Origin of the sequence: Pusillimonas sp. NJUB218 (assembly GCF_003788685.1) — a bacterium.
Lineage (GTDB): Bacteria > Pseudomonadota > Gammaproteobacteria > Burkholderiales > Burkholderiaceae_B > Neopusillimonas.
Genome location: NZ_NQMK01000002.1, coordinates 431,007 through 441,636, shown reverse-complemented (window position 1 = coordinate 441,636; position 10,630 = coordinate 431,007). Strand labels below are relative to the sequence as shown.

The following is a 10,630-nucleotide window of genomic DNA, read 5'->3' as shown; positions in this document are numbered from 1 at the left end:
GCATGCATAAGGTCAGACTCCGAGGGCGTCAATTTTGAGTTGGATAATTTGGGTCATGGGATCAGCGCCCAAGGCTTCGATAGCATTCAGCCAGGCAGACTTGGCATCTTCTTTTTTACCTTGCGCGGCCAGAACATCGCCCTGACGGTCGGAGAACAAGGCCTCGAAGGCTTCAGGCCCGTTGGCGACCAGCGCCAACGCGGCGTCGTACTCTTTCTGTTCGAGCAAAACACCAGCCAGACGCAACTGAGCCAAAGGCACCAGTGCGGGATCTTTACTGTTGTCGATAACCCACTGCAATTGCTCTTTGGCACCCGCGTAATCTTGCTGCTGTGCCAACACCTGAGCAGCCACTAAGGCGCCGCGCGTGGTGTAACCCGACGCCGGGAAGTCGGCACGCAGAGTCTGGCTCGCCGCCTTGACCCGCTCGAGGGAGTCGTCACCCGGTTTGGTGGCCGCAGATTCGAGGGCTTCGAAGTAACCCATGGCCTGGCGGGCCTGATTACCTTCGTACCACTGCCAGCCGCGCCAACCGGCGAAGGCCAGCGCAACAACCGCAACTACTGTCACGATCAACGTGCCGTAACGGTCCCACCACTGCCGGATTGCGTCCAGTTTTTCCTGTTCTTCGAGATCGTATGCCATGCTGTTTTTATACCTTTTGTTTCAGGACTTCTACCAGACGGGTCATTGGAACCGTCTCTTGTTGCTGGCCATCGGAGATGGCATCGGCGCGCAGCCATTTTATGCTGACCGTGTTTTCGCGCAACTCATCCTCGCCAATAATGACTGCCGCCTGTGCGCCACTGGCATCGGCACGCTTGAACTGCGACTTGAAACCAGACGATCCGGCATGAACAATGACACGCACGCCGGCATCGCGCAATGCTTCGGCCAGTGTGGCCGCAGCGCGTTGCGCCGCATCGGACTGATGAATCATGTAAACCTGACACTCGGGTACGGCCAGCGGTGCCTGAGACTGGCTCCAGAGATCGAGCAAACGCTCCATACCGATGGCAAAACCAACCGCCGGGGCGCTTTTGCCACCCAGAAGCTCGATGAGGCCGTCGTAGCGCCCACCGCCGCAGACCGTGCCCTGCGCGCCCAACTGGTCGGTAATCCATTCGAAAACCGTACCGTTGTAGTAATCGAGACCACGCACCAGACGAGGGTTAAGGGTGTACGAAATTCCGGCGTCGGCCAACCGGGCGCACACGCCGTCGAAGTGCGCGCGTGACTCATCGCCCAGGAAGTCGAAAAGACTTGGGGCCGCATTAGCCATGTCTTGCATGGCAGGGTTTTTGGTGTCGAGCACACGCAGCGGATTGGTGTGCATGCGACGTCGGGCCTCTTCGTCGAGTACGTCGATGTGGGCTTCGAGATGCCGCACCAGCGCCTCGCGGTGTGCGGCCCTTTCGTGGGGCTGACCCAACGAATTCAGCTCGAGGCGCACATGCTGAAGCCCCAACGTCTTCCAGAGACGAGACAGCATCACGATCAGCTCGGCATCGACATCGGGGCCGGCGAACCCAAGCGCCTCAACGTCGATTTGATGAAACTGGCGATACCGGCCGCGCTGAGGCTTTTCGTGACGAAATACCGGACCCAACGAATACACACGTTGCGGACGGTCGTACAACAAATTGTGTTCGATGGTGGCGCGCACAATGCCCGCAGTGAACTCGGGGCGCAGGGTAAGGTGTTCATCGTTCAACGCATCGGTGAACGAATACATTTCTTTTTCGACGATGTCGGTAACTTCGCCAATACCTCGCGTAAACAGACGTGTGTGCTCGAGCACAGGCGCGCGCATGTTGCGGTACCCGTAGGCGGCCAGCCACTGCCGGACTATTTCTTCGAGTTGCTCCCAGTGCGCGCTGGATTCTGGCAAGACATCTTTCATGCCGGTAATGGCATGCACTTTTTTAAACGACTGCGACATAAATGCTCTTTTTGCGTAACCGGTTAGCGGGAGTGACCACCAACCCCATATTTTTCTTCGACGTAACGCTCGACAATGGCCTGGAACTCGCTGGCGATGCTATCACCTTTAAGCGTAACCGTGCGGCGGCCGTCGACGTAGACTGGCGCCGAGGGCACCTCGCCCGTACCCGGCAGGCTGATGCCGATGTCGGCGTGCTGGCTTTCGCCTGGGCCATTCACCACGCACCCCATTACAGCAACATTCATCGTTTCGACGCCCGGATAACGCGTTTTCCAGACCGGCATTTGCTGACGCAAATAGGTTTGAATGCTATCGGCCAGTTCTTGAAACACCGTGCTGCTGGTACGCCCGCAACCCGGACACGCAACCACCATGGGTGTAAACGCACGCAACCCCATAGTTTGCAAAATTTCTTGCGCCACAACGACTTCGCGCGTGCGGTCTCCGCCCGGCTCGGGCGTGAGCGAGATGCGAATAGTATCGCCAATACCCTGTTGCAGCAAAACCGCGAGCGCAGCCGTCGAGGCAACGATGCCCTTGCTGCCCATGCCGGCTTCGGTCAGGCCCAAATGCAAGGGATAGTCGCAACGCGAAGCCAGGTCTTGGTAAACCGCGATAAGGTCTTGCACATGGCTGACCTTGCACGACAACACGATGGCATTGCCTGGCAACCCGAGGGCCTCGGCACGCTGTGCGTTGCTGATGGCCGATACAACAAGCGCTTCGCGCATGACTGCCTGTGCGGCCCATGGCTGCGCCCGGCGACTATTTTCATCCATCATTTTGGCCATGAGGCTACTGTCGAGACTGCCCCAATTAACGCCAATGCGCACCGGCTTGTTGTAACGACAGGCCACTTCAATCATTTGAGCAAAGTTGTCGTCGCGTTTGTTACCCGCGCCCATATTGCCCGGGTTGATACGATACTTAGACAATGCCTGGGCACAATCAGGAAACTGGGTAAGCAGCTTGTGGCCGTTGTAATGAAAGTCGCCCACCAGGGGGACGTTAACGCCCATGCGGTCAAGCTGCTCACGAATGGCGGGCACTTGCGCTGCGGCTTCGGGCGTGTTGACGGTAATACGCACGACCTCGGAGCCGGCCATAGCCAGATCTTTGACCTGAATGGCGGTTGCGATGGGGTCGGCCGTATCGGTATTGGTCATGGACTGCACGACAACCGGCGCACCGCCACCGACACGCACCGTGTGATCGTTCCAGGAAAGAACGACCTGACGGGTGTCGCGACGGGACGCGGGGCCCACGGAAACATTTGGCCGGTCTTGACCGGCCGGGGAGTCAATATGCGTCATTGCTGCTGTAACAGACTAATATAAAGTCAGGACTGAGCCGACCGGAACCATTCGAGGGTCAGCCAGGCTTCAGGCACCCAGCCACGGTCGACAGCATAAAAACCGGCAGCCGCCAACACCAGCAAAATCACCACAAACCAAACCCACGAGAAACCGCGGGATTCGTGCTGAACAGGAAGATCGGATGGCGTAAAGGCGGCCCCGCCCTCGATGGGCGCAATACCAGCTTTGGGCACGGCTGCATTGCCGGTTTGATTGCCGAGCATCACCATAATGGCATCGACATCGGCCTCGAGGAAACGCGCATAATTTTTAACCATGCCGCGTAAAGGCAAGCCCACCGGAAGGTCGGCCCATTGCTCGGCTTCGAGCGCTTGCAACTGCCGTGTAGAAAACTTCAATCGGGCGGAGGCTTCAGACAGTGTGACGCGCCGCGCCTGTCTCAGGGTTTTCAGCGTTGCGCCGACACCGTCTCGTAGATTGACGACGGAACCGGACTGCGCCTCTTCTTTGAGCAGGGGTTGGTTCATGCATGCTCCTCTTTGATGAGTATGGTGGCACGATCGGGCAACCTTTCGTTGATGCGCGTGCGGTCTTTGACATCGCCGGCCAGTTGACCACAAGCAGCAGCGATATCGTCGCCGCGTGTTTTACGCACTGTAGTGACGACACCGGCATCGGTTAGCCGCTGCGCGAAAATACGAACCCGGGCAGCTGGGGAGCGCTTCAACCCCGACTGAGGAAAAGGGTTAAACGGAATCAGGTTGAACTTGCAACGTACCTGCCGCGCGATATCGATGAGCTCGCGGGCGTGCTGATCGGTGTCATTGACACCGTCAAGCATTATGTATTCGAAAGTGATGAAATCGCGCGGTGCATGCTGCAAATAACGATTGCAGGCGTCGAGCAGTTCGCGCAACGGATGTTTGCGATTAAGGGGTACCAGGCGATCGCGCAGGGCATCGTTGGGGGCATGCAGCGATACCGCCAGAGCCACTGGACAATCTTGAGCAAGGCGGTCGATGAAAGGCACGACGCCCGATGTGCTGACCGTTACCCGGCGACGCGACAACCCATAGGCGTTGTCGTCGAGCATGAGGCGCAAGGCCCCCAACACGTTGTCGTAATTGAGCAAGGGTTCGCCCATGCCCATCATGACGACGTTGGTGATGACGCGCTGCGGCGGCGCTACCGAACCGGGGCCATCGATGCGCGCACTGCCCAGGTCGGCCTCGAGGGTGCGCTTCGCATGCCACAGCTGCCCGATGATTTCGGCGGTGGTGAGGTTCCGGTTGAAACCCTGATACCCAGTAGAGCAAAACGGGCACGCAACCGTGCAGCCGGCTTGGCTGGAAATGCATAAGGTGCCGCGATCATCTTCAGGAATGAAGACGGTTTCGACGGCGTTGTTGTTGCCGACATCGAACAGCCACTTGCGTGTACCATCGGACGAGCGCTGTTCGGTTTGTACGCTCGGCGCAACAATGCAGCAATGCTGATCGAGCTGACCGCGAAACTCGCGGGCCAGATCGGACATGACCTCGAACGAACCCGCGCTTCGCTGATGCACCCAGCGCATAAGCTGACGTGCACGAAACGGCTTGCCACCCCACTGCGCGACCAGATCGGTCAATTCGGTGGCGCCCAGGCCAAGTACGTTGGTTCGTTCGGTAGTATCGGTCATGAGTTTGGGCGGTATCGCCCCGAGAAATTAACGGCTGTGAATGTTGCTTTCGGGGAAGAAGAAAGCAATTTCAACTGCGGCGGTTTCGGGAGCGTCGGAACCGTGAACTGCGTTGGCGTCGATGCTGTCGGCGAAGTCGGCGCGGATGGTACCGGCTTCAGCTTTTTTAGGATCTGTAGCGCCCATCAGGTCGCGGTTTTTCTGGATGGCGCTTTCGCCTTCGAGAACCTGAACGAACACAGGACCGGAAACCATGAAATCAACCAGATCTTTGAAAAACGGACGTGCTGCATGAACGGCATAAAAGCGTTCAGCTTCGGCGCGCGACAACTGTTTAAGCTGAGCGGCGACGACTTTCAGGCCGGCCTGCTCGAAGCGGGCAACGATCTGGCCAATGACGTTCTTGGCGACTGCATCGGGTTTGATAATGGAAAGGGTGCGTTCAATTGCCATAAAATATCCAAATTGAAAGAAAAGATTTTCTTAGTAAAAACAATAACTTTGCTAAAGTTTTTGTCAACCGCTCATTTTAACATGCCTATTTGCCCGTTCTGCATCATAAAATGGCGGGTTTCGCCCTGAACCGTTCAGAAAGACCGCATTTCAGTGGCATTTTTATCGATTACACGCATTAACAAGCTAATTTATGACATCTAACGCCGCAACACCCGACGACAACGCCTTGCCTAAAAGTTTTGAGCCCGATGCGCTCGAATCGCGCTGGTACGCCAAGTGGGAACAACAAGGATATTTCAGGGGCGGCCAACACGTACAACCCGCCGCAGGCCGTGCCAGCGAACCGTTCGTCGTTCAATTCCCGCCGCCTAACGTGACTGGAACACTACACATGGGTCATGCGTTCAACCAAACCGTCATGGACGGCTTGGTGCGATACCATCGCATGCGCGGTGACGACACCGTGTTCATCCCGGGTACCGACCACGCCGGCATCGCCACGCAAATCGTGGTCGAGCGCCAGCTCGATGCCCAGAACATCAGCCGTCACGACCTTGGGCGCGAACAGTTCCTGGAAAAAGTCTGGGCCTGGAAGAACAAATCGGGCAGCGCCATTACCGAGCAATTCCGCCGCCTGGGGTCCTCGGCCGACTGGGACCGCGAATACTTCACCATGGACGACAACCTGTCACGCGGCGTTGTCGAGACCTTTGTCCGCCTGTTCGAACAAGGCCTGATCTACCGAGGCAAACGTCTGGTGAACTGGGATCCGGTCTTGGGCACAGCGGTTTCCGATCTTGAAGTGGTCAGCGAGGAAGAAGACGGCTCGATGTGGGAAATTGCCTACCCTCTGACCGAGCCCCAAGGGGGGCTGACTCATTTGGTCGTGGCCACCACCCGGCCGGAAACCATGCTGGGCGACGTTGCCGTCATGGTGCACCCCGAAGACGAACGTTACGCCCACCTGATTGGCAAAACAGTCGAGTTGCCACTGTGCGGCCGTCAGATTCCGGTCATTGCCGACGACTACGTCGACCGTGAGTTCGGTACCGGCGTTGTCAAGGTCACTCCGGCGCACGATTTCAACGACTACGCTGTCGGCCAACGTCACCAGCTTCCCCAGATCAGTATTCTCACACTCGAAGCGAAAATCAACGAGAACGCGCCCGCGGCATACCAGGGGCTGGATCGCTTCGAGGCTCGCAAGCAAATCGTGGCCGACCTCGACGCCCAGGGCTTGCTTAAAAACATCAAACCCCACAAATTAATGGTGCCACGCGGCGACCGCACGCAAACCGTCATCGAGCCCATGCTGACCGACCAGTGGTTTGTCGCCATGAGCAAACCCGCTCCCCAAGACAGCCTGCACCCAGGCAAAAGCATCACTCAGGTCGCCTTAGAAGTCGTGGCCGACGGCCGCGTCAAGTTTTGCCCCGAAAACTGGACAACCACCTATAACCAGTGGCTGGAAAAAATCCAGGATTGGTGTATTTCCCGACAATTGTGGTGGGGGCACCAGATCCCGGCATGGTATAGCGAAGACGGGCAGATTTTCGTGGCGCGCAACGAAGCCGAAGCGCTTGAGAAAGCCCGAGCAGCCGGCGTTAACGGCCCGCTCACCCGCGACAACGACGTCCTCGATACCTGGTTTTCGTCGGCACTGGTCCCGTTCACCGATCTGGGCTGGCCTGAACAAACCCCCGATCTGGCCCGCTACTTGCCGTCCAGCGTTCTGGTGACCGGTTTCGACATCATTTTCTTCTGGGTTGCGCGCATGGTCATGATGAGCATGCACATGACCGGCCAGGTTCCATTCAAAACCGTCTATGTCCACGGCCTCGTCTGCGACATGGAAGGTAAAAAAATGAGCAAGTCCAAGGGCAATACCATCGACCCGGTCGACCTGATCGACGGTATCGACCTGGAGTCTCTGGTAACCAAGCGCACCAGCGGGCTGATGAATCCGCGCCAGGCCGCATCCATCGAGAAGAAAACACGCAAAGACTACCCGGAAGGCTTCCCTGCCTACGGCACCGATGCCCTGCGCTTCACGATGGCAGCTTATGCCACACTGGGTCGAAACATCAACTTCGACCTGAAGCGCTGCGAAGGCTACCGCAACTTCTGCAACAAACTCTGGAACGCGACGCGTTTCGTGCTGATGAACACCGAAGGGCACGACCTGTCGAGCGAAGGTAATGACGAACTGTCGTTTGTCGACAAATGGATCATCAGCCAACTTCAGCGCCTCGAGGCCGACGTTGAACGCGGATTCGCCGATTATCGTTTCGACTTTATCGCCAATGCTCTGTATCACTTCATTTGGGACGAGTACTGCGACTGGTACCTAGAGCTGGCCAAAGTGCAAATTCAAAATGGCACACCAGCCCAGCAGTTGGGCACGCGCCGCACCCTGATTCGCGTGCTTGAAACCCTGCTGCGTCTTGCTCACCCCATTATTCCGTTCATCACCGAAGAACTTTGGCAAAAGGTATCAATCGTGGCTGGCAAACGCCTGGCCAACGAAGACACCAGCATCAGCGTACGCCCCTACCCTGTCGCCGAACCCGCCAAAATCAACGATACGGCCGAAGCCCAGGTCGCTGAGCTCAAGGCCCAGGTCGAAGCAGTTCGGGCGCTACGGGGCGAGATGAATCTATCACCCGCACAGCGGGTGCCTCTGGTTGCACGCGGCAACCCCGCTGTACTGGCGCGTAACAGCGCCTACTTGGCGGCTATGGCAAAGCTTAGCGAGGTTGACATTGTCGACCAGCTTCCCGACGTCGGCGCTCCGGTGCAAGTGGTTGAAACCACCGAGCTCATGCTTCGGGTCGAAATTGACGTGGTTGCCGAGCGCGCAAGGCTGGGCAAAGAAATCGAACGCCTGATCGGCGAGATTGAAAAGGCCAACGCCAAGCTGTCCAACGACAGGTTTGTGCAAAAAGCACCGCCCGCCGTCGTTGAGCAAGAAAAAGCCCGAGTTGCGCAATTCTCTGAAACCTTGAGCAAGGTGCAGGAGCAGTTCAACAAGCTGAAGTAAGGCTGCGGGGCAAATCCGTGTTTTCCCGGCCGCGCAATGCGGCCGGGGCTATCAGCCCTACCCCACACGGACCCTAAGCAATCAAGCCCGCCAGAAAGGCTTCGTCGGCACGAGTCAAATCACCGCGCGCCCGCGCCTGCTCGATAAGATCGGGACGACGGGAAAACGTCAGAGCAAGCGATTGCTGCCGGCGCCATTTCGCAATATGGGCGTGATGTCCCGACAACAACGCATCGGGCACCGCGACCTCTTGATAGACTTCCGGGCGTGTGTAGTGCGGGCTATCGAGCAAGCCGCCAAGCGAAGCATTGAATGAATCTTGCAGGGCAGAATCGGCCGCATTCAGCACGCCGGGCAAGAGACGGATAGTGGCATCAATGATGGCCAGTGCTGCGATTTCACCGCCAGACAGGACGAAATCACCCAAAGACACTTCATGCGTGACGCGGCGATCAATAAAACGCTGATCGATGCCTTCGTAGCGCCCGCAGACCAAAATGGCACCCGGACTGTCGGCCAGCGTTTGCGCCATGGCCTGATCGAACCTGCGCCCGGTGGGGCTCATGAGGATGACCGGCGCAGCGCTATCATCGCGAGCGGCTTGGGCCGCATCGACGGCGTGTTCCAGGGGTTCGGCCAGCATTACCATACCCGGCCCGCCGCCATACGGACGGTCATCAACTGTTCGGTGGGCGTCGTGGGTGAAATCGCGCGGATTCCATAAACCCAGCGCCCAGCGGGATTGACGGTGAGCCCGCCCGGTAACACCAAGGTCGCGCACCACCGAAAACATATCGGGGAACAAGGAAATAACGTCGAAGCGCATACCCGCCCCTTAGAGGTCGACCGGCCAGTTGCTGTCGAGGCGTTTATTGGGCAAATCGACCGTGTGCACGTGTGCGAGCACAAACGGCACGAGAACTTCGACAGGACGCCCTTTGTCGTTGAGCACCGGCACTAGGCCGCCTTTGCCATCGTCGGTTGCCCGAGCAACATGCAATACGGCATGTGCACCGTTGTCGGTAACCGAGCTGACCTGACCAATTAACACGACGTTACCGTCGTCGTCGACACCATTAAGGCGACAACCGACCAGGTCAACCCAATAATACTCGTCGGGGTCAGCCTTAGGAAAACTGGAGCGCGGCACCAATATGGCGTAACCCTTGTGGGCCTCGGCGCGATCACGATCGGGGATGGCAGCCAAATGCGCCACAACGGTAGCGCCATGACGCTTCGACATTACCACGCGCGATAACTGAGGACGCGAAAAAGCGCCCGTTTTCCCAGGAGGAACGGGCGCTTTGAGCCACCATTGCCGAGCGGCGAGCAATGCATCGGCGTGAGCCGAGTAAGGCAGAACCTTGACCCAGCCTTTAACGCCGTAAGCTGCCGCAATGCGGCCGACTTCAACCAGATCGTCGGGCGTTGCGTCGGAAACGGGTGCGGCTTGTGAAGCGCTATCGTTCATGAGCCTAAACCTGTTACGACGCCAAGCCGAAATCAGGCAGCGACTTTGGCCGAGTATTCTTTGACCAGGCGAGCCACTGCGGGCGACAACTGGGCGCCATTGCTGGTCCAGTGCTCGACGCGATCAAGGGCAATACGCAGGTTTTCCTGGCCTTCGCCAGCAACCGGGTTGTAAAAGCCAACGCGTTCGATAAAACGGCCGTCGCGACGGTTACGCGAATCGGCAGCAACAAGGTTGTAAAACGGACGTTTCTTCGAGCCACCACGGGCCAGACGAATCACCACCATAGGTAATCCTTTGAAAATGATGTGGAAAACAAAAGATTCTAGCACTTTTAGCAAGCACCGAGCAAACTAAAACCAGAATCCACCAAAAAAATCACCAGAAAGCCACAAAGGCCCTGACAAATTAAAAAACTTAAACCAGCAGACGCGTAACGGCGCAGTGCGGCAACTACCGGCAGCCAAACTAGCGACGAGTTAAAAAGTGTACCGTCGCGTCAGCCTGGGCAACCTGCGTCACCAGCGCATTACCGGTTTGCCGGCAAAACGCCTGGAAATCTCGAACCGCATTGGTGTCGGTTGTAATGACTTTCAGGGTTTGACCGCTTTGCAGTTGCGCCAGCGCTTTCTTGGCCCGCAAAATAGGCAGCGGGCATTTTAACCCAGAAGCATCGACTTCCAGATCGAATACAGGTAAAGAAGTTGTATCTTCGCTCATG

Annotated in this window: 11 protein-coding genes; 1 reads left to right on the top strand and 10 read right to left on the bottom strand. The window is 57.5% G+C overall.

Going from position 1 to position 10,630, the window contains the following annotated elements; translation table 11 throughout:
• Nucleotides 1-12: 12 nt before the first annotated feature.
• Genes CHR62_RS04630 through ndk form a run of 6 tightly spaced genes read right to left on the bottom strand, consistent with a single transcriptional unit; the run spans nucleotide 13 to nucleotide 5,395 of the window.
• Nucleotides 13-645: a tetratricopeptide repeat protein gene (locus tag CHR62_RS04630; RefSeq protein ID WP_093971299.1), complete on the bottom strand. Its 633-nt coding sequence runs from the start codon at nucleotides 643-645 to the stop codon at nucleotides 13-15.
• Between the two features lie 7 nt (nucleotides 646-652).
• A complete protein-coding gene (gene hisS, locus CHR62_RS04625; RefSeq protein ID WP_123660151.1) occupies nucleotides 653-1,942 on the bottom strand; it encodes a histidine--tRNA ligase in 1,290 nt (429 codons plus the stop codon).
• A 23-nt stretch (nucleotides 1,943-1,965) separates the two neighbouring features.
• Nucleotides 1,966-3,258 carry a flavodoxin-dependent (E)-4-hydroxy-3-methylbut-2-enyl-diphosphate synthase gene (gene ispG / locus CHR62_RS04620; protein ID WP_093971301.1) on the bottom strand — a complete coding sequence of 431 codons (1,293 nt, stop codon included), beginning with the start codon at nucleotides 3,256-3,258 and terminating at the stop codon, nucleotides 1,966-1,968.
• A 26-nt stretch (nucleotides 3,259-3,284) separates the two neighbouring features.
• On the bottom strand, nucleotides 3,285-3,788 hold the full coding sequence (locus CHR62_RS04615) for a RodZ family helix-turn-helix domain-containing protein (protein ID WP_093971302.1): 504 nt from the start codon (nucleotides 3,786-3,788) through the stop codon (nucleotides 3,285-3,287).
• Nucleotides 3,785-4,942 (bottom strand): 23S rRNA (adenine(2503)-C(2))-methyltransferase RlmN, encoded by a 1,158-nt coding sequence (rlmN, locus tag CHR62_RS04610; RefSeq protein ID WP_123660150.1) that lies wholly within the window; start codon nucleotides 4,940-4,942, stop codon nucleotides 3,785-3,787. Before rlmN ends, CHR62_RS04615 begins: the two co-directional genes overlap by 4 nt.
• A 27-nt stretch (nucleotides 4,943-4,969) precedes the next feature.
• Nucleotides 4,970-5,395: a nucleoside-diphosphate kinase gene (gene ndk, locus CHR62_RS04605; protein ID WP_093971304.1), complete on the bottom strand. Its 426-nt coding sequence runs from the start codon at nucleotides 5,393-5,395 to the stop codon at nucleotides 4,970-4,972.
• 193 nt (nucleotides 5,396-5,588) lie between these two features.
• Here ndk and CHR62_RS04600 point away from each other — a divergent pair, with 193 nt between their 5' ends.
• Nucleotides 5,589-8,438: a valine--tRNA ligase gene (locus CHR62_RS04600; RefSeq protein WP_123660149.1), complete on the top strand. Its 2,850-nt coding sequence runs from the start codon at nucleotides 5,589-5,591 to the stop codon at nucleotides 8,436-8,438.
• 73 nt (nucleotides 8,439-8,511) lie between these two features.
• Here CHR62_RS04600 and trmD read toward each other — a convergent pair whose 3' ends face one another.
• The 4 genes from trmD to CHR62_RS04580 all read right to left on the bottom strand — a co-directional run bounded on the left by trmD (nucleotide 8,512) and on the right by CHR62_RS04580 (nucleotide 10,629).
• On the bottom strand, nucleotides 8,512-9,264 hold the full coding sequence (gene trmD, locus CHR62_RS04595) for a tRNA (guanosine(37)-N1)-methyltransferase TrmD (protein ID WP_093971306.1): 753 nt from the start codon (nucleotides 9,262-9,264) through the stop codon (nucleotides 8,512-8,514).
• A 9-nt stretch (nucleotides 9,265-9,273) separates the two neighbouring features.
• Entirely contained in the window at nucleotides 9,274-9,909 is a 636-nt protein-coding gene (gene rimM / locus CHR62_RS04590; protein WP_093971307.1) for a ribosome maturation factor RimM, read from the bottom strand.
• A gap of 32 nt (nucleotides 9,910-9,941) precedes the next feature.
• Nucleotides 9,942-10,196, bottom strand: a complete 255-nt coding sequence (gene rpsP / locus CHR62_RS04585) for a 30S ribosomal protein S16 (protein WP_093971308.1) — start codon at nucleotides 10,194-10,196, stop codon at nucleotides 9,942-9,944.
• Nucleotides 10,197-10,377: 181 nt separating this feature from the next.
• Nucleotides 10,378-10,629 (bottom strand): sulfurtransferase TusA family protein, encoded by a 252-nt coding sequence (locus CHR62_RS04580; RefSeq protein ID WP_123660148.1) that lies wholly within the window; start codon nucleotides 10,627-10,629, stop codon nucleotides 10,378-10,380.
• Between the last annotated feature and the right edge of the window lies 1 nt (nucleotide 10,630).

Coding starts and splice junctions, on each gene's coding strand:
- CHR62_RS04630 (WP_093971299.1), bottom strand. CDS start 645: ATGGCATACGATCTCGAAGAACAGGAAAAACTGGACGCAATCCGGCAG.
- hisS (WP_123660151.1), bottom strand. CDS start 1,942: ATGTCGCAGTCGTTTAAAAAAGTGCATGCCATTACCGGCATGAAAGAT.
- ispG (WP_093971301.1), bottom strand. CDS start 3,258: ATGACGCATATTGACTCCCCGGCCGGTCAAGACCGGCCAAATGTTTCC.
- CHR62_RS04615 (WP_093971302.1), bottom strand. CDS start 3,788: ATGAACCAACCCCTGCTCAAAGAAGAGGCGCAGTCCGGTTCCGTCGTC.
- rlmN (WP_123660150.1), bottom strand. CDS start 4,942: ATGACCGATACTACCGAACGAACCAACGTACTTGGCCTGGGCGCCACC.
- ndk (WP_093971304.1), bottom strand. CDS start 5,395: ATGGCAATTGAACGCACCCTTTCCATTATCAAACCCGATGCAGTCGCC.
- CHR62_RS04600 (WP_123660149.1), top strand. CDS start 5,589: ATGACATCTAACGCCGCAACACCCGACGACAACGCCTTGCCTAAAAGT.
- trmD (WP_093971306.1), bottom strand. CDS start 9,264: ATGCGCTTCGACGTTATTTCCTTGTTCCCCGATATGTTTTCGGTGGTG.
- rimM (WP_093971307.1), bottom strand. CDS start 9,909: ATGAACGATAGCGCTTCACAAGCCGCACCCGTTTCCGACGCAACGCCC.
- rpsP (WP_093971308.1), bottom strand. CDS start 10,196: ATGGTGGTGATTCGTCTGGCCCGTGGTGGCTCGAAGAAACGTCCGTTT.
- CHR62_RS04580 (WP_123660148.1), bottom strand. CDS start 10,629: ATGAGCGAAGATACAACTTCTTTACCTGTATTCGATCTGGAAGTCGAT.